This window comes from Vreelandella lionensis, assembly GCF_002087295.1.
Lineage (GTDB): Bacteria > Pseudomonadota > Gammaproteobacteria > Pseudomonadales > Halomonadaceae > Vreelandella > Vreelandella lionensis.
This window is the reverse complement of record NZ_MWVI01000007.1, coordinates 14,671-32,362: the sequence shown is the minus strand read 5'-3', so window position 1 is coordinate 32,362 and position 17,692 is coordinate 14,671. Positions and strand designations below refer to the sequence as shown.

Sequence of the window (17,692 nt, the reverse complement as noted above, 5' to 3'; positions counted from 1 at the left end):
CCCCGGCCTGATGCATGTCGTTACCGCGAGGTTATGCGAAGGCTTTACGCATAAAGGGCGGCAGCGCCAGGGCACCACGGTGGGCATCTACTGTGTAGTACTGTAGCGGCATTTCGTGGCTGGCGGCAGCCTCTTCACGGAAGCTTTCAACGTTGGTCGCTTTGCCTGCCAGCGTCACGCTCCACCAGCCGGAAGGGTACACCGGCTGGGGGAAGGGCAGGGTGGCGACGCTATCAAAGCCTGCTTCGCGCATGTCGTTACGCAGTTCGCGGATGATTGAGCCGCTGTGGTACAGCGGTGACTCACTCTGCTGCACCATGACGCCGCCGCTTTTCAGAATGCGGTGGCAGCGCTTCAAAAAGTCGGTTTTGAACAGGCCTTCTGCAGGGCCTACCGGGTCGGTGGAGTCGATGATCAGCACGTCGATGCTCTCGTCGGCGGCGTCGTCGACCCATTTCACGCCGTCGGCAAACAGCAGCTCGGCGCGGGGGTCGCTGTTGGCTTCTACCAGTGACGGGAAAAAGCGCTCGGAGGCCTTGGTCACTTCTTCATCGATGTCGATCTGGGTGACTTTTTCAACGCCCGGATGGCGCAGCACTTCTTTCAACGTGCCGCAGTCGCCGCCGCCAATGATCACCACCCGCTTGGGGTCTTGGTGGGTGAACAGCGCCGGGTGGGCAATCATCTCGTGGTAGAGGAAGTTGTCGCGATCGGTCAGCATCACGCAGCCATCCAGCACCATCAGGTTGCCGTAGGTTTCGGTGGCGTACGCTTCCAGGTGCTGGTAGGGGCTCTGCACATCCAGCAGTTTTTCGGTGATTTTCAGCGAGAAAGCGCTGCCGTGGCTATCAAAGACTTCGGTAAACCACTGGTCGTCGCGTAAGTCGCTCATTGCTTGGCTCCTGGGCATTGGTCGTTCGTTTGGGTCGGAATGCCCTGATGGTACTGCGGGCTTAAGTCGTGCAGCGCCTCCATAAAGGCGGTGACGTGATCGGGGTTGGTGAACTGGCTGATGCCGTGGCCCAAGTTGAACACGTGGCCCGGGCCGTGGCCGTAGCTCTCCAGCACGCGGGCCACTTCGGCGCGAATGGCCGAAGGGCGAGCAAACAGCACGTTGGGGTCTAAATTACCCTGCAGGGCGACTTTATGGCCTACGCGGGCGCGAGCGTCAGAAAGCTCGGTCGACCAGTCGATACCCAGCGCGTCGGCACCGGCGCAAGCAATGTGTTCAAGCCACTGGCCGCCGTTTTTGGTGAACAGGATCACCGGCACGCGGCGGCCGTCGTGTTCGCGGATCAGCCCGGAAACGATCTGCTCCATATAGCGCAGCGAGAACTCTAAATAAGCAGGCGTGGAGAGCGCGCCGCCCCAGGTATCAAAAATCTGTACCGCCTGGGCACCGGCACGAATCTGCGCATTCAGGTAGTCAGTGACCGCTTGCGCCAGGGTATCCAGCAGCTGGTGCATGGTGTCCGGCGTGTCATACAGCATGGTTTTTAGGTGGCGGAAATCCTTGCTGGAGCCGCCTTCCACCATATACGTCGCCAGCGTCCAGGGGCTGCCGGAGAAACCGATCAGCGGCATGCGGCCGTTCAGCTCGCGGCGAATCGTGGATACCGCCCGCATCACGTAGTCCAGGTCGCGCTCGGCGTTTGGCACCGTCAGCGCCGCTACTTCTTCCGGCGTGCGGACGGTTTTTCTGAATTTGGGGCCTTCACCGGTTTCGAAGTAGAGGCCCAGCCCCATGGCATCGGGGATGGTCAAAATATCCGAAAACAGAATTGCGGCGTCGAGCGGGTAGCGCTCTAGCGGCTGCAGGGTCACTTCACAAGCCAGGTCATGATTGCGGCACAGGTCCATAAAGCTGCCTGCGTCGGCGCGGCTGGCGCGGTACTCCGGCAGGTAGCGGCCGGCTTGGCGCATCATCCACACCGGAGTGCGGTCAACGGGCTGGCGAGCCAGCGCGCGAAGAAAACGGTCGTTTTGCAAAGGTGTGGTGGTCATAAACACTTGCTCTTGAAAATTTGCCCGCATTGTAAGGGAGTCATCGTACCTGAAGATAGGAATTGTACGTGAAGATAGCCGGGGGTGGCGGCGCAAACCGTGGCAAAAATCGTCGCACCCCGCTAAGACCGTGAGGCCTGCGCGGCTTCCTGGTAAACTGTTCGTCCACTTCGCCAACACTGGTGTGGTTAACTGGTTTGGTTAATCAGCGAGGAAACCTGTGACCATTCGCTTCATTGCTGCCTCTCGGCTGCCCACTCCCTGGGCCACATTCACAATGCATGGCTTCGAAGACGACGCCACGGGTAAAGACCATATCGCCTTAACGTTGGGCGATGTGAGCGGCGGCGAGCCGGTGTTAGGGCGCGTGCACTCTGAGTGTTTAACCGGCGATGCGCTATTTTCGATGCGCTGCGACTGCGGCTACCAGCTGCAAGAAGCGCTGAAGCGTATTGCCGAAGAGGGGCGCGGCGTGCTGCTCTATTTACGCCAGGAAGGGCGTGGCATTGGCCTGCTCAACAAAATCCGCGCCTATCATCTGCAAGACCAGGGGGCCGACACCGTCGAAGCCAACGAGCAGCTCGGCTTCGGTGCTGATATGCGCCGCACGACCTCTGCGTACCCATGCTCAAACACCTGGGCATCACGGCGCTCAAACTGATGACCAATAACCCCCGCAAGGTGGATGCGCTAACCCGCGACGGCGTGAACGTCGTCGAGCGCTTGCCGATTACCACCGGTTTAAACCCTCACAACGAGCAGTATCTCTCCACCAAGGCGGGCAAGCTCGGCCATATGATGGCGCTGGATGACTTCACCCAGGCCAGCGACGTGGATATTGAACGCAAAGGCTAGGTAGGTGGCTGTTGTTATCCGTTGTTAACTTAAGTTGCCTGATTAGGGCGTGATTGTCGTCGAACACCCGTAAAAAAGCTTTTTCTTAACTTTGGTTGCCGTGTGTCTGAGCTATGGTGATACATGGCAGGACGCTATGCGCAACCATGTAAGGAGAAGCAGCCATGAAAGCACTTTGCTGGCACGGTAAGAACGATGTTCGTTACGACACCGTGCCCGACCCCGCGCTCGAACACCCCCGCGATGCCATTATCAATGTCAGTAGCTGCGCCATCTGCGGCTCTTGATCTGCACCTTTACGATCACTATATCCCCGGTATGTCCTGTGGCGATGTCCTAGGCCATGAGTTTATGGGCGAAGTGATGGAAGTGGGCAGTGAGACGAAAAATCTCAAAGTAGGCGATCGAGTGGTGGTGCCCTTCACCATTGCTTGCGGCGAATGCGAGCAGTGCCAGCGCGGCAACTACTCGGTTTGCGAGCGCTCCAACCGTAATAAATCCCTGGCGGATAAAGTTTTTGGCCATGGCGGTGCCGGGCTGTTTGGCTACTCTCAACTTACCGGCGGCTATGCGGGCGGCCAGGCCGAGTTTGTGCGCGTGCCTTTTGCCGACACCCCGCATATTAAAGTGCCCGATACGCTCACCGATGAGCAAGTGCTGTTTCTAGGGATATTTTCCCAACCGGCTGGCAGGCCGCCGCGCAGTGCGACATTCAACCCACCGATACCCGTTGTGATCTGGGGCGCAGGCCCGGTTGGCCAGTTCTGTGTGCGTAGCGCGGTACTGCTGGGCGCCAAGCAGGTAGTGGTGATTGATAACGTACCCGAGCGGCTCTCAATGGCCGCTGCCGGTGGTGCTCTCACCATTAACTTTGCCCACGAAAGCGTACTGGGCAGGCTGCAGGAGCTGACCCACGGTAAGGGGCCAGAAAAGTGTATCGATGCGGTGGGGCTGGAAGCCCACGCCACGCGTTCGCTGGACTCGGTGTATGACCGGGTAAAACAGGCCATGTGGCTGGAAACCGACCGTGCTCATGTGCTGCGCGAGATGATCTATGTCTGCCGTCCGGCGGGTATTTTGTCGATCCCCGGGGTGTATGGCGGGCTGGTTGATAAAATCCCTATGGGGGCGCTGATGAACAAAGGATTGACCGTGCGCACCGGGCAAACCCATGTCAAACGCTGGACGGATGATCTGTTGAGGCGCATTGACGAGGGCCAGATCGACCCTTCGTTTGTGATTACCCACTCGGTGGATTTAGCCCAGGGGCCCGAGATGTACCAAACCTTTCGGGATAAGCAGGATGGCTGCGTCAAAGTCATTCTGAAGCCGTAATACTGCACAGGGAGGAGAGTATGAAAACATCGATGAAACGCCATTCCCACTCGCCAACGCGCTCAATGTCACCAGCGGATAAATTAGCTAGAGGCTTGGGTTGGCTAAGCTTGGGGATGGGGTTGTATCAGCTAGTGGCCCCGCGTCGGTTGAGCCGCGCGTTAGGTATGCCTCATCGTGAAAATAAGATACGCGCCTGCGGTGCGCGGGAAATCCTCAGCGGCATCGGCGCGCTGTCGGATAACCCGACCAACGCGATTTGGAGCCGAGTTGGCGGAGATGTGCTGGATTTTGCCGCGCTCACCTTTGCGTTAAAGCGCCACCCATCGCACAAAGAGAACCTCTATTTAGCACTCACTGCGGTGGGCGTGCTGACGGTAGTGGATTATAGCTGCGCCAAAGCGCTAAGCCAGCGCCATGCCTACCAGGGCGGTGTCACTCCGGATTACAGCCAGCGAAGCGGCTTCCCTGGCGGGCTGGAAAGTGCCTGGGGAGCCGCCCGTGCCGAAGGAGTAAAGCGCAGGAAACACTCCGGCTGCCTGCGCCTAACGCGGTGTAATCAGGTCGCTTGCGCCGCCGCCTGCTCTTTTTCGGCGGCGCGAGCAAGCGCTGGGCGGTTGGCGTGGCGGGCGCGGTAAGCCACCAACGGCTCCGGTAGGCGGGGCTTCATGCTAGCTGCCCAGGTCAGCGTATGCGTCAGGAAAAGATCCGCGAGGGTGAAGGTATCGCCTACCAGGGTTTCTTGGCCGCGGTAGCGGCGCTCCAGCGCGAGCAGCGCCCGCTGAAATTCCCAAGCCGCAGTGGGCAGTACTGAGGGGACGCGCTTATCTTGAGGCAGGGCGAACTTGTGCTTGGCCTGTAACCACAGCGGCTGCTCAATCTCGGTAACGATAAAGCTGAGCCACTGGTCGACCTGGGCGCGCTCGGCAACGCTTTGAGGCAGTAGGCTGCCATCGCCATACTGCTCGGCGAGATAACGGCAGATAGGCGCAGACTCAAACAGCATTAGCTCGCCATCTTCCAGCACCGGCACCTTGCCATCCGGGTGGCGAGCAAGATGCTCGGTACTTTGCCCCTCGCCTTTATCCAGCGCTACATGGTGGCACTGGTACTCTAGGCCCAGCTCTTCAAGCGTCCAAGCAGCGCGTAGCGAGCGGGAATTGGGAAAGCTGTATAGCGTGATCATTCGGCGACTCCAGGCAGTACCGTGAAGCTTTCACTGTAGCACTCCCTGGAAACCTGTCACGGGCTACTGGCCGCGTGCCGCGCGAATACGCTCGTAGGCATTACCAATTTCGCTGGTGCGTGCCTGGGCTACTTCGCGCATGCTCTCCGGCAACCCTTTGCCAGCCAATTTGTCTGGGTGGTTTTGGCTCATCAGGCGGCGGTAGGCTTTCTTAAGCTCGGCATCGCTGGCCTCTTCTGATACCCCAAGAACGCGGTAAGCATCTTTTAAGGCTTCTTCGCTGGCACCTTGGGAGTTGGCGGCAGCGCCGTGCAGCATTGCTTCGATTTGCTGAACTTCGGCGTCGCTACAGCCAACGCCGCGGGCAACGCGCAGAATCATCTCGTGCTCGGCGGGGTGCAGCACGCCATCGGCGGCAATCGCGCTCAACTGAACCTGTAAAAACACTTGGCGCAGTACCGGCTGGCGCTGGGTGAGGCGGTTGACCTTGGCCAGCTCGGCATCCAGGTTGAAGTCAGCCGCGCGGCCCCGGTCAAAGGCGGCGCGAGCTTTGGCGCGGTGCTCGCCCTGAAGGCGCATTTGATCGAAGAGCTTTTCGGCAACGTCTAGCTCGCCCTCGGTGACTTTGCCGTCGGCCTGACAGAGACAGCCCATCACGGAGAAGATTGATTCCAAAAAGCCTTCTTGAATTTGAACACGGGCAGCGTTCAAGCGACGGCTGATGCGCCGACCCAGCCACCAGCCAAGGCCGCCACCTACGAGGTAAGCCAATGGGGCCACCGACGGCAAGGCCAATCAAACCAAACACAATAATTAGAAATAACATAGACATCTCAACAGGTTAAAAACGCGTGGTTCACACGCGGAGGTTACGGCAGCCGGGCGCGAATAGCGCGCTCGATGCCTTCAGCGTCCAGGCCGCAGTCGCGCAATAGCTCGGCGGGGGTGCCGTGTTCCACAAAGGCGTCCGGCAAGCCTAAGTTCAGCACTTCCACCTGAACGCCTTCCGCGTTGAGCAGCTCGTTCACCGCGCTACCCGCACCACCCGCAATAACGTTCTCTTCCAGGGTGACCAGCAGTTCATGCTCGTCCGCTGCGTGGAGCACAGCGTCGCGGTCCAGTGGTTTCACCGAACGCATGTTGATGTGGGTGGCGTTGAGCTTTTCAGCCACTTCGGCGGCGGCGCTATTGACGCTGCCAAACGCCAGCAGCGCAATGCGCACACCGTCGCTGGTGCTCTCGCGGCGCACCTGGGCTTCGCCGATGGTCAGCGGGCTCTAGGTGCTCAGGAATCACCGCGCCGGGGCCGGTGCCACGGGGGTAGCGCACGGCAGCCGGGCCAGAATGGTGGTAGGCAGCGCTGAGCATGGCGCGGCATTCGGCTTCATCCGACGGGGCGAGAATCCCCATGCCCGGCACACAGCGCAGGAACGAAAGGTCCATGCTGCCGTGGTGGGTGGGACCGTCTTCGCCCACTAGGCCTGCCCGGTCGATGGCGAAGGTGACATCTAACTCCTGTACCGCCACGTCATGAATCAGCTGGTCGTAGCCGCGCTGCAAGAAGGTGGAGTAGATCGCCACCACTGGCTTCATGCCTTCGCAGGCCATACCGGCGGCCAGCGTGACCGCGTGCTGTTCAGCAATGGCGACGTCGAAGTAACGCTCGGGATAGGTTTGCGAGAAGCGAATCAGATCCGAGCCTTCGCCCATGGCGGGGGTAATGCCCATGAGGCGTGAGTCGGCGGCGGCCATATCACATAGCCAGTCGCCAAACACGTTGCAGTATTTTTTCTTCGCAACGCTTTTGGGGGCCGCTGCTTGCTTCACCAGCGGAGCGCTGAGGGTCGTGGTGGTTTTTTCCAGCTTAGTAATCGCGTGATAGCCAATCTGGTCGGCTTCGGCGGGCAGGAAGCCTTTCCCTTTGACCGTTTTGATATGCAGGAACTGCGGGCCTTTCTGGTCGCGCAGGTTACGCAGCGTTTGAGTCAGCGCCTCTAAGTCGTGGCCGTCGATGGGACCAACGTAGTGGAAACCCATCTCCTCAAACAGCGTGGCGGGGCTGACCATGCCCTTCATGTGCTCTTCGGTACGCTTGGCAAGCTCCAGGGCGCCGGGCAGGTGGGATAGCACCTTTTTGCCCTCTTCGCGCATTTTGAGGTAGGGCTTGCTGGAGAGCACACGTGCTAAATACGTGGCAATTCCGCCGACGTTTTCGGAGATCGACATCTCGTTGTCGTTCAGCACTACCAGCATATTGGCATTCACGTGGCCCGCGTGGGCCAGCGCTTCAAACGCCATCCCTGCGGTGAGCGCGCCGTCGCCGATGATGGCGCAGACCTTGCGCGGGTCGTTTTGCGCCTGGGCGGCCAGGGCCATGCCCAGCGCTGCAGAAATGGAAGTGCTGGAGTGGCCAACGCCAAAGGTGTCGTACTCGGACTCTGCCCGGCGGGGAAACGCGGCCAGGCCGCCGTGCTGGCGAATGCTCAGCATGGCATCGCGTCGCCCGGTGAGGATTTTATGCGGGTAGGCTTGATGACCCACGTCCCACACCAAGCGGTCTTTCGGCGTGTGAAAGGCGTGGTGCAGCGCGACGCTGAGCTCAACAACGCCCAGGCCTGCGCCAAAGTGGCCACCTGTCACGCCAACGCTGTAGAGCAGGTAGGCGCGCAGCTCATCCGCTAGCTGGGCGAGCTGTTTAGCATTCATGGCCCGCAACGCAGCGGGATGGTCAAAAGAGTCGAGCAGTGGCGTCGCCGGGCGCTCGCGGGGTATCTCGTCGAACAGCTTCATAGGCATGTGTTAGTGGTCGCGCTCGATCATATAGTGGGCAAGATCGGCCAGGGGTGCGGCCTGCTCGCCTAACGGGGCGAGGGCGGCAATGGCCTCGTCAATAAGCGTGTTCGCTTTGCGCTGCGCCCCCGCCAGCCCCAGTAAGCTTGGGTAAGTAGGCTTGGCACGGGCGGCGTCAGCGCCGGAAATTTTGCCCAGCGTGGCGGTGTCACCCGTCACATCCAGGATGTCGTCATGAATCTGGAAGGCTAGACCAATGGCGCGGGCGTAGCGAATTAGCGCTGCTAGGCGCGGGTCGTCCTCTTCCACCGCGACCAGGCCGCCCAAACGCACGGCCGCCACGATCAGCGCGCCGGTTTTATGGGCGTGCATGTGCGCCATCGCTTCGGCGTCCGGGTGGCCTCCCACGGCGGCTAAATCCAGCGCTTGGCCAGCCACCATGCCATCGCGGCCAGAGGCGACCGCCAGCGTGGTGACTAGCTGGCCCAGGCGCGGGTGCGGGCGGCTGGCCAGCACTTCAAACGCCAGGGCTTGCAAGGCATCGCCCGCTAAAATAGCCGTCGCCTCATCAAAAGCTTTATGCACCGTGGGCTGGCCGCGGCGCAGGTCGTCATCATCCATGGCGGGCAGGTCGTCGTGAATCAGCGAGTAGGCGTGAATCAGCTCGATGGCCGCCGCGGGAGCATCCAGGGCGTCGTCACTTGCCCCAAGGGCTTGACCCGCTAAATAGACCAGCAGTGGGCGCAAACGTTTGCCGCCTACCAAAAGCCCGTGGCGCATGGCCGCCTCTAAACGCTCATCTACCGCTGGGCGTGCATCGAATAGCGCGGCCAGCGTGGCATCCACTCGGGTGCTGCTGGCATGGCGCAGCGTGGCTAGTCGGGAGGCGTGGGCGGTCACCATGGCGGCGTCTCCTCGCTGTCGTTGCCAGCATCCGGGGCACCTGCAAACGGGGCGACTTCCAGTTTACCGTCGGGGTCTTCGCTCAGTGCCCGTACTTTTAGCTCAGCGCTATCGAGGCGCTGCTGGGCATCGCGGGTCAGTCGAACGCCCTGCTCAAAAGCGGTCAGCGCATCTTCCAATGAGAGTTCGCCGGACTCCAGGCGTTCCACAATGGTCTCTAGCTGGGCAACCGTTGCGGCAAAATCTTGTGGGGGTGTGGTGTCGCTCATTGGGCAATGCCTACCGTTTTCCGGGCGCCCTGGTATCAGCAAGGGCGACGAGTGTGGCTGCGGATGCTGTTAAATAAACGCACAGTATACACCGAGGCGAGGGGGTGGCGTCTGCCCTCCCTATGGGTTGATTGTTCGACTTGCACTCTGTTCATCTTGAAAGCGCACACTTTTCATCACGCCAAGACACCGGGAGCGCAAGCGGCTGTGCTACCATACGGGCCTCCCGTGAACCGATACACGGCGCATGCCGCCGACCATAGAGGTTGATTCAGCCATGGCCAAAACGTCCCTGGAAAAGAGCAAGATCAAGATCCTGCTACTCGAGGGCGTCCACCAAAGTGCGGTGGACAATTTTCACAACGCAGGTTACGAGAACATCGAACATCTGCCGACTTCGCTGGATGAAGAGTCGCTGATCGAGAAGATTCGTGATGTTCACTTTATCGGCATCCGTTCCCGCACTCAGCTAACTGAGCGCGTGTTTGAGGCGGCCGAGAAGTTAGTAAGCGTTGGCTGTTTCTGTATCGGTACCAACCAAGTTGACCTGGATGCGGCGCTCAAGCGCGGTATCGCGGTATTTAATGCGCCTTACTCCAACACCCGCTCGGTGGCGGAGCTGGTACTGGCAGAAGCCATTATGCTGCTGCGCGGTATTCCCGAGAAAAATGCTCGCGCGCACCAGGGCGGCTGGCTGAAGTCGGCGAAAAACTCCCACGAAGCGCGTGGTAAAACCCTCGGTATCGTGGGTTACGGCAGCATCGGCGCACAGCTCTCTGTCTTGGCGGAATCACTCGGTTTCAACGTGATTTACTACGATGTGATCACCAAGCTGGGCATGGGGAACGCCAACCAGGTCAGCAGCCTGGAGGAGTTGTTGGGCCGCGCGGATGTGGTCAGCCTGCACGTACCGGATATGGCCTCTACCCGCTGGATGATTGGCGCGAAAGAGATCGCTGCCATGAAGGATGGCGCTATCCTGATCAACGCCGCCCGTGGCAGCGTGGTGGAAATCGAGCCGCTGGCGGATGCCATTAAAGCGGGCAAGCTGAACGGCGCAGCTATTGATGTCTTCCCGGTCGAGCCGAAAGGCAACGATGAAGAGTTCCAAAGCCCGCTGCGCGGCCTGGATAACGTGATTCTGACGCCGCATATCGGTGGTTCTACCCGGAAGCTCAGGAGAACATCGGTATCGAGGTATCCGAAAAGCTGATCACTTATTCGGACAACGGCACCACGGTCACGTCGGTCAACTTCCCCGAAGTGGCGCTGCCTGCGCACCCGGACAAGCACCGTTTGCTGCACATTCACGACAACGTGCCCGGCGTGCTTTCTCAGATCAACCGCGTGCTGTCAGAAAACGGCATCAACATTTCTGGCCAGTATCTGCAGACCAACGATAAGGTCGGTTACGTGGTGATTGATGTCGACAAAGCCTACGGCCCGCAGGCGCTGGAAGCGCTGAAGCAAGTAGAGCACACGCTGAAGATTCGCGTGCTCTATTCGGCGCAAAATAGCTAAGCAAATAGCTAGCCAGCGCTTGTTACCCAAAACGGCCCCAACGGGGCCGTTTTGCGTTATACCACTTGCTATGCAGGTGCTGTTAGGCCAAATCAAACAGCAGCACTTCACTAGCATCGGTGCACGTCAGCTCAAACGGCTCATCGGGGGTGAACGCAGCGGCGTCGCCAGTGGCGAGCGCCTCACCGTTGACCTCGACAGCCCCCTTCACCACATGCAGCCATGCATATCGAGAAGGCGGAGCCGTCACCTGATCACCTGCACCCAGCAGGCTGGCGTAAAGATTGACATCCTGATTCACGCTCACCGAGCCATCACGACCATCTGGGGAGAGCACCAAGCGCCACTGGCCCTGCCGCTCGGCGGTGGGGAAGTGCTTCTGCTCGTAGCTGGGCTGAATGCCACGCTGGGCGGTTTCGATCCAGATTTGCAGAAAGTGCAGCCCGTTTTCTTGAGAGTGGTTGAACTCGCTGTGCAGTACGCCCGTGCCTGCGGACATGCGCTGCACATCGCCGGGGCGCATCACTTCGCCATTGCCCATGTTGTCCTTGTGCTCCATCTCGCCATCGAGCACGTAGGAGATAATTTCCATATCCCGGTGGGGGTGGGCGCCAAAGCCGTGGCCGGGGGCCACACGGTCTTCGTTGATCACCCGCAGCGCGCGGAAGCCCATGTGGTTGGGGTCCATGTAATTGGCGAACGAAAACGTGTGGTAAGAGCGCAGCCAGCCGTGGTCCGCGTAGCCCCGCTCGTTGGAACGACGAATCTTCATGAAAAGCACCTCATCACTGAGTTAAGTTGCCGCCTACTATACGACCGAGTGCGCGTGACGTGGGGTGAAGCTTTCTCAATGATGTCGTCGAAATAATCGACGATTGGCGGTGTCGTTGATCTGAGTCAAACACGCGAGATGCACCCACGGCGGGCTTTTTGTTATCATGCGCGCCTTTATTGACCCGGTCCGCCCCTTGCGGGGGCGACTACCAGAGGCACTCCATGACGACCCCATCTCCCACTGCGCCCGTTGTGGTGGCAGCGCTGTATAAATTTGTCACCCTGAACGACTTTGAAGCCCTGCGCGAGCCGCTGCGCCAAACCATGGTCGATAATGACGTGAAAGGCACGCTGTTGCTGGCCAAAGAGGGCATCAACGGTACCGTGGCCGGTAGCCGCGAAGGCAGCGACACGCTGCTGGCTTGGCTCACCGCCGACCCACGTTTAAGTGATATCGACCACAAAGAGTCATTTTGCGACGAGCCGCCGTTCTACCGCACCAAGGTCAAACTGAAAAAAGAGATCGTTACGCTGGGCGTGCCGGGCATCGACCCCAACGACACCGTGGGCACCTACGTAGAGCCAGAGAATTGGAACGACGTGATCTCCGACCCCGAAGTGCTGGTGATCGATACTCGCAATGACTACGAAGTGGCGATTGGCAGCTCTGAAGGCGCGGTGGACCCGAAAACGACTACTTTCCGCGAGTTTCCAGAGTACGTGCGCGAGCACTACAACCCGGAGCAGCATAAAAAAGTCGCCATGTTTTGTACCGGCGGCATCCGCTGCGAGAAAGACTCCAGACTTATGCTGAAAGAGGGCTTCGAAGAGGTCTACCACCTGAAAGGTGGCGTGCTGAACTACCTGGAAAAAGTGCCGGAAGAGAAGTCTTTATGGCGCGGCGAGTGCTTCGTGTTCGATAACCGGGTCACCGTGCGCCACGACCTCACCGAAGGCGAGCACGAGCAGTGCCACGCCTGCCGGATGCCGATCTCCCAGGAAGATATGCAGTCGTCGGCTTATGAACCGGGCATCAGCTGCCCCCACTGTATCGACTCGCTGCCCGAGAAAACCCGCGCCGCCGCCCGCGAGCGTCAGCGCCAGATTGAGCTGGCCAAAGCCCGTGGTGAGCCTCATCCGCTGGGCTATAACCATCGCCAAGTCACTCGCGAGAAAGCGTAATCATCAGTGGCCTTCTGTTTTGCAGGAGGCCACTTTGGTCTTAGCTTGCGCTCAATGTGCCCAGCAAGCGCTAGACTGAGCAGCAACCACTGCTCAGGAGCCAGCCATGTCGTCCTCCCCCGTTACTGACTCTCGCGATTGCCTGCTGCGAACCTCCCATGCGGGCGTCGTCACGCTTACCCTCAATCAGCCCGAGCGTTTCAATGCGCTGTCAGAAACGATGCTGGAAGCGCTGCAAGCGGCGTTGGATAACATTGCCCAAGATGAGCACGTGCGCTGCGTGGTTTTGGCGGCCAATGGTAAAGCCTCTGCGCAGGCCATGACTTAAAGCAGATGCGCGCGAACCCGGGAAAAGGCCTACTACCAAGCGCTGTTCGAGCGCTGCGGCAAAGTGATGCAAAGCATCGTCAGCCTGCCTGTGCCAGGGATCGCTAAAGTGCAGGGCATTGCCACCGCCGCGGGCTGCCAGCTCGTCGCCAGCTGCGATCTCGCCGTTGCCGCCAGCAGCGCCCGCTTTGCGGTTTCCGGAATCAACGTGGGGCTGTTTTGCTCGACCCCGGCCGTGGCGCTTTCGCGCAACTTGCCCCGTAAGCGCGCCATGGAGATGCTTCTGACCGGCGAGTTTATCAGGCCAGACACTGCCGACGAGTGGGGGCTGATCAATCGTGTAGCGGAAGAGAGTGAGCTTGATGGTGCCGTGGCAGCGCTGCCATCGAGCATCTGTGCGAAAAGCGCCGTTGCCGTGCGCACCGGCAAAGCTATGTTTGCTCGACAGTTGGCGATGCCACTGGAAGAGGCTTACGCCTTTGCGGGAGAAACCATGGCCTGCAATATGCTGGCCGACGACGTGGCTGAGGGCATTGATGCCTTTATCGAGAAGCGCCCGCCGAACTGGCGTCACCGCTAGTACATACCGCTAGTCATTGGTGGAATTTGTTTCCGTAAACGCGACAGCGGCCCCTACAGCGCGTTATCCTGCTGGTTTTTTACGCCATTAAGCGCCTTCAGGAGAACGTCAGGTGAGTGAAGCCAAGCGCAGGTCAGTCGGACGTCCGGCAGGAGCCACCAAAGCCAGCGGTGGGCATAGCCAATCGTTAGTACGCGGCCTCACGCTACTCGAATATTTGTCCGCCAGCCCCCTGGGCCTTGCGCTTTCAGAGCTGGCGGAGATGGCTGACCTTGCCCCTTCCACCACTCACCGCCTGCTGCAGGCGCTGCAAAGCCAAGGCTTTGTCACCCAAGAGAGCGAGCAGGGCCTGTGGCGCATCGACGTCAAAACCTTCCGCATTGGTAACAGTTTCCTTGAAGCTCGCGACGTGGTGGCCAACAGCCGCCCGTTTTTGCGCCGCTTAACCGCAGAAACCGGCGAAACGGCGAACCTGGGTAACCGCGATGGCGCCACGGCGGTCTTCCTGGCTCAAAACGAATCCCCGCAGATGATGCGTATGATTACGCGGCTGGGGTCCCGTGCGCCGCTTCACGCCTCCGGCGTGGGCAAGGCGCTGCTGGCGTGGATGAGCGAGGAGGAGCGCAGCGCGCTGTTAGAAGGCGGCTACGAGCTGGCCCGTGTCACTGAAAATACCCTCTATCAAACGGATTCACTGCAGGCGGAAATGGCCGCCATTCGCGCCCAAGGCTTTGCCTGCGACCGGGAAGAGCATGCAATTGGCCTGCACTGCGTGGCGGCCTGCATTTTCGACGAGCACGCCACGCCGTTGGCGGCTATTTCCGTCTCGGGCCCCATGGCGCGTATTCCCGAAGAGCGCCTGCTGGTACTGGGGGCGCTGGTGCGTCAAATAGCCGACGAAATTACCCAGCAGCTCGGTGGCCAGTTGCCCCGTTAAACGTTAGAGGGCGCGTATCGTGTTCAGCCTGTTTTGGGGGGCGCTAGCCAGCGCCACCCTGCTGCCTGGTGTCTCGGAAGTGTGGCTGGCGCGGCTATGGTGTGTTGGTGAGCCTGCGCTGGTGCTGTGGGTTGTGGCGACGGCTGGCAACACGCTGGGCAGTTTGATCAACGTGGCTCTTGGCCGCTACGCTCGCCAATTTCAACATCCCCGCTGGTTTCCTGCATCTCCCCAAGGACTTGCCCGTGCCGAGCGCTGGTATCACCGCTTTGGCGAGGCGAGCCTATTACTCTCCTGGTTACCTGTGATTGGCGACCCGCTCACCGTGCTGGCTGGGGTGATGCGCCTTGCCTGGTGGCGGGCGCTACTGTGGATTGTGCTGGCAAAAGGTGCCCGCTATGGGCTGCTGATTGCGCTGGCCCATCAATGGTTGGCGCCTTACTGCCAATAACCGGCAATTACCTTCACTCGGTTTCATTGGTGCACCAAAAGAAGGCGCGTTAACGTCACTTTCATTGAGGCATGTTACGCTAGCCAACGTTATACAAAGCTTGCACTCTTAGCGGATGCACAATTCTGTGTTTAACTTTAATACGTTAGATCTTAGCGTTAGCGAGTCGCAGGATTGCAAATATTCACCCAAAGGGAGGATATGGTGTGTCGTCACTACGTTTACTACCCTGGCTAAGCGTCTGGATGCTGACGCTGTTCGCCATGCTGGCGGGGCCCAGCCATGGCGCAAACCACGCTGGGCGCTGAGAGGAAGCGCCTGCCACGGAAGAGCCGCCCTCTTATACGGCGCTGGCGGATCTGCTGGAAGATGAGCAGGCTCGCCAGGAGCTGATTGAGCTGTTGCGCAATCAGGCCTCCGAACTGCCAGCTGGCGTTGCTGCCGAGCTCTCGCCGGAAGCGGCCGCAGCAGGTGGCAATGTGGCCCCGGAAGATGTCTCGTTGCCCCGACAGTTGGCTGAGCTTACCAGCCGTGTCGTCGGTGATGTGGGCGGCCAGATTGAGCAGGCAGCGGCGATTGTCGGCAACATGTTCACTGGCCAGGGCACAGGCAGTAGCTTTGATATGGCAGCGTTTATCAGTGCTGCCATTAATCTTGGCATCGTGATTGTGGCCACCTTTGCGCTCTTTATGGTGTTCCGCCGCTTGGCGAAGTCGCTGTTTACCAAGATTAGCAGCTGGTCGCAGCAGGGCAGTGGCTTAACGCCGGTGCTGCGTTTAGTGCTCTGCGTGGCGATTGCCGCGGTGCTGGATGTGCTGCTGGTGGCGCTGGCGTACGTCGGCGGTAACCTGATTGCGACCTTTGCGGTGGGAGAGACCGGTGAGTTATCCACCCGCGCATCGCTGTTTTTAAATGCTTTCCTGATCATTGAGCTATTGAAAGCTGGCGTGCGGATGCTGTTCTCTTCGCGCTATGAAGGCCTGCGCCTGCTGCCGATCTCGGCCCAAGAAGCCTCCTACTGGAACCGCTGGCTGGCACGCCTAATTGGTATGGTGGGCTATGGCCTGATGGTGGTGGTGCCATTGGTCAACTTCTATATCGCGGCCTCTCTGGGGAAAGCGGTCGGCACGCTGATTATGCTGCTGGCGTTTATTTATGCGGTGGGCGTGGTGCTCAAAAACCGTGTGCGGCTGCGCGATAACCTGAATCAGATGGGCACGCGCTCTACGCTGACCGCCAGCCGTGTATCGGTGCAGCTGTTTGCCCGCACGTGGCACCTGTTCGCGCTGATCTATTTCTTAATGGCGTTTGTGCTGACGCTTACCCGTCCGGGTGATGCGCTGCCCTTTGTCCTCTTTGCGACGTTGAAGACGCTCGGCGCCGTGGTCGTGGGCCTGCTGCTGTCTGCGTTCCTGACACAGACCATTGGTCGTCGTATTCAACTCTCCGATGACCTGCGCCGTAAGCTGCCGCTGCTGGAAGTCCGGTTGAACAGCTACGTGCCCAACGCGCTTCGCGTGCTGCGCACGGTGATCGTCGTTGCGGTGATCATGGTGGTGCTGGATGCTTGGGGCGCCTTTGATCTTGCCGCCTGGTACGCCTCCGAGCGCGGTGCCAATCTGGTGGGTAACCTGATCAGCGTAGCAGTGATCCTGATTGTGTCGCTGGGCATATGGCTGGGCTTGGCAAGCCTGATCGAGCACAAGCTCAACCCGGAAACCGGTCACGGCGAACCCTCTGCCCGTGCCAAAACGCTGCTGAGCCTGTTCCGTAATGCGCTGGCCATTGCCATGGTGACCATCACCGGCATGATCGTGCTGTCGGAAATTGGCATCAACATCGGACCGCTGATTGCTGGTGCTGGTGTGCTGGGTCTGGCGATTGGTTTTGGTGCCCAGAAGCTGGTGCAGGATGTGATTACCGGGGTATTCATTCAGGTGGAAAACGCGATGAATACCGGCGATGTGGTGACCGTAGGGGGTATTACCGGTACCGCAGAGCGCTTGAGTATTCGCTCGGTGGGTATCCGCGACCTCTCCGGTACTTATCACATTGTGCCGTTCTCCCCAGTGTGGATACCGTCTATAACTACATGCGCGAGTACGGTAACCATGTAGGCGAGTATGGCATTGGCTACAACGAGAGCATCGATGATGCCATCGAGCAGCTGCAGCTCGCCTTTGAAGATCTCAAGGCCAGCGAAGAGCATGGCAAACAGCTGCTGGCGGATCTGACCGTGGCAGGGGTTACCGCCCTGGCCGACAGCTCGGTGAACATTCGTGTGGTCATTAAAACCCACGCCGGGCGACCAGTGGGCTGTAGGTCGTGCCTACAACCGCCTAGTGAAACTGCGCTTTGACGCGGCGGGTATCGAGATTGCGTTCCCCCCTACCACCCTCTACTTTGGCGAAACCAAAAGCGGCAAGACACCGCCTGCCAACGTGCGCATTCTGGAAGCGAAAGCGGAAAGAAAGCGCACCGACACGGCGCCGCTTGCAGAGCGTAGCGAAGCCTCACTTGAGCATGAACCGGATCACCATAAGCCGGACCATGATGATGTGGATGAAACCTAAGCGTA

The 17,692-nt window shown here is 59.6% G+C and carries 12 protein-coding genes and 6 pseudogenes; 10 read left to right on the top strand and 8 right to left on the bottom strand.

Annotation, left to right across the window (positions count from 1 at the left end):
- Positions 1-31 precede the first annotated feature (31 nt).
- Together speE and hemE are read right to left on the bottom strand one after the other, a co-directional pair.
- Positions 32-892, bottom strand: coding sequence for a polyamine aminopropyltransferase (gene speE, locus B4967_RS00755; RefSeq protein ID WP_083023012.1), 861 nt, complete (start codon positions 890-892; stop codon positions 32-34).
- Positions 889-2,004: a uroporphyrinogen decarboxylase gene (hemE, locus tag B4967_RS00750; protein ID WP_044629901.1), complete on the bottom strand. Its 1,116-nt coding sequence runs from the start codon at positions 2,002-2,004 to the stop codon at positions 889-891. Before hemE ends, speE begins: the two co-directional genes overlap by 4 nt.
- Positions 2,005-2,224: 220 nt before the next feature.
- Between hemE and ribA the strand changes: the two are divergent.
- The 4 genes and pseudogenes from ribA to B4967_RS00735 all read left to right on the top strand — a co-directional run bounded on the left by ribA (position 2,225) and on the right by B4967_RS00735 (position 4,832).
- A pseudogene (gene ribA / locus B4967_RS00745) lies at positions 2,225-2,859 on the top strand (GTP cyclohydrolase II).
- 164 nt (positions 2,860-3,023) lie between these two features.
- A complete protein-coding gene (locus B4967_RS19950) occupies positions 3,024-3,146 on the top strand; it encodes a hypothetical protein (protein ID WP_279384619.1) in 123 nt (40 codons plus the stop codon).
- Entirely contained in the window at positions 3,115-4,194 is a 1,080-nt protein-coding gene (locus B4967_RS00740; RefSeq protein WP_243470249.1) for an alcohol dehydrogenase catalytic domain-containing protein, read from the top strand. Before B4967_RS19950 ends, B4967_RS00740 begins: the two co-directional genes overlap by 32 nt.
- Before the next feature lie 20 nt (positions 4,195-4,214).
- On the top strand, positions 4,215-4,832 hold the full coding sequence (locus B4967_RS00735) for a hypothetical protein (RefSeq protein ID WP_243470248.1): 618 nt from the start codon (positions 4,215-4,217) through the stop codon (positions 4,830-4,832).
- On the opposite strand, the gene B4967_RS00730 is transcribed toward B4967_RS00735, so the two are convergent.
- From B4967_RS00730 to B4967_RS00710, 5 genes and pseudogenes are all read right to left on the bottom strand, one after another.
- The gene (locus B4967_RS00730) at positions 4,754-5,380 is read right to left on the bottom strand and encodes a glutathione S-transferase family protein (RefSeq protein WP_083023011.1); all 627 of its coding nucleotides are present in this window, start codon (positions 5,378-5,380) and stop codon (positions 4,754-4,756) included. The genes B4967_RS00735 and B4967_RS00730 overlap by 79 nt on opposite strands.
- 63 nt (positions 5,381-5,443) lie before the next feature.
- A pseudogene (gene djlA / locus B4967_RS00725) lies at positions 5,444-6,206 on the bottom strand (co-chaperone DjlA).
- Between the two features lie 43 nt (positions 6,207-6,249).
- Positions 6,250-8,176: pseudogene (dxs, locus tag B4967_RS00720) on the bottom strand (1-deoxy-D-xylulose-5-phosphate synthase).
- A 3-nt stretch (positions 8,177-8,179) separates the two neighbouring features.
- A complete protein-coding gene (gene ispA / locus B4967_RS00715) occupies positions 8,180-9,073 on the bottom strand; it encodes a (2E,6E)-farnesyl diphosphate synthase (RefSeq protein ID WP_044629906.1) in 894 nt (297 codons plus the stop codon).
- The gene (locus B4967_RS00710) at positions 9,067-9,342 is read right to left on the bottom strand and encodes an exodeoxyribonuclease VII small subunit (protein ID WP_062359204.1); all 276 of its coding nucleotides are present in this window, start codon (positions 9,340-9,342) and stop codon (positions 9,067-9,069) included. The genes ispA and B4967_RS00710 overlap by 7 nt, the downstream gene beginning before the upstream one ends.
- Positions 9,343-9,619: 277 nt before the next feature.
- Here B4967_RS00710 and serA point away from each other — a divergent pair.
- Positions 9,620-10,863: pseudogene (serA, locus tag B4967_RS00705) on the top strand (phosphoglycerate dehydrogenase).
- Between the two features lie 82 nt (positions 10,864-10,945).
- Here serA and B4967_RS00700 read toward each other — a convergent pair.
- A complete protein-coding gene (locus tag B4967_RS00700; protein ID WP_083023009.1) occupies positions 10,946-11,635 on the bottom strand; it encodes a pirin family protein in 690 nt (229 codons plus the stop codon).
- A 224-nt stretch (positions 11,636-11,859) separates the two neighbouring features.
- On the opposite strand from B4967_RS00700, the gene trhO reads away from it, so the two are divergent.
- The 5 genes and pseudogenes from trhO (at position 11,860) to ybiO (ending at position 17,687) form a co-directional block, all read left to right on the top strand.
- A complete protein-coding gene (trhO, locus tag B4967_RS00695) occupies positions 11,860-12,819 on the top strand; it encodes an oxygen-dependent tRNA uridine(34) hydroxylase TrhO (protein ID WP_083023008.1) in 960 nt (319 codons plus the stop codon).
- A 106-nt stretch (positions 12,820-12,925) separates the two neighbouring features.
- Positions 12,926-13,726 (top strand): annotated as a pseudogene (locus B4967_RS00690) (enoyl-CoA hydratase).
- 112 nt (positions 13,727-13,838) lie between these two features.
- Positions 13,839-14,663, top strand: coding sequence for an IclR family transcriptional regulator domain-containing protein (locus B4967_RS00685; protein ID WP_083023006.1), 825 nt, complete (start codon positions 13,839-13,841; stop codon positions 14,661-14,663).
- 19 nt (positions 14,664-14,682) lie between these two features.
- Positions 14,683-15,114, top strand: a complete 432-nt coding sequence (locus tag B4967_RS00680; RefSeq protein WP_083023004.1) for a YqaA family protein — start codon at positions 14,683-14,685, stop codon at positions 15,112-15,114.
- A 245-nt stretch (positions 15,115-15,359) separates the two neighbouring features.
- A pseudogene (ybiO, locus tag B4967_RS00675) lies at positions 15,360-17,687 on the top strand (mechanosensitive channel protein).
- The last annotated feature ends 5 nt before the right edge of the window (positions 17,688-17,692 follow it).

Coding starts and splice junctions, on each gene's coding strand:
- hemE (WP_044629901.1), bottom strand. CDS start 2,004: ATGACCACCACACCTTTGCAAAACGACCGTTTTCTTCGCGCGCTGGCT.
- ispA (WP_044629906.1), bottom strand. CDS start 9,073: ATGGTGACCGCCCACGCCTCCCGACTAGCCACGCTGCGCCATGCCAGC.
- B4967_RS00700 (WP_083023009.1), bottom strand. CDS start 11,635: ATGAAGATTCGTCGTTCCAACGAGCGGGGCTACGCGGACCACGGCTGG.
- B4967_RS00710 (WP_062359204.1), bottom strand. CDS start 9,342: ATGAGCGACACCACACCCCCACAAGATTTTGCCGCAACGGTTGCCCAG.
- speE (WP_083023012.1), bottom strand. CDS start 892: ATGAGCGACTTACGCGACGACCAGTGGTTTACCGAAGTCTTTGATAGC.
- trhO (WP_083023008.1), top strand. CDS start 11,860: ATGACGACCCCATCTCCCACTGCGCCCGTTGTGGTGGCAGCGCTGTAT.
- B4967_RS00735 (WP_243470248.1), top strand. CDS start 4,215: ATGAAAACATCGATGAAACGCCATTCCCACTCGCCAACGCGCTCAATG.
- B4967_RS00740 (WP_243470249.1), top strand. CDS start 3,115: ATGTCAGTAGCTGCGCCATCTGCGGCTCTTGATCTGCACCTTTACGAT.
- B4967_RS19950 (WP_279384619.1), top strand. CDS start 3,024: ATGAAAGCACTTTGCTGGCACGGTAAGAACGATGTTCGTTACGACACC.
- B4967_RS00730 (WP_083023011.1), bottom strand. CDS start 5,380: ATGATCACGCTATACAGCTTTCCCAATTCCCGCTCGCTACGCGCTGCT.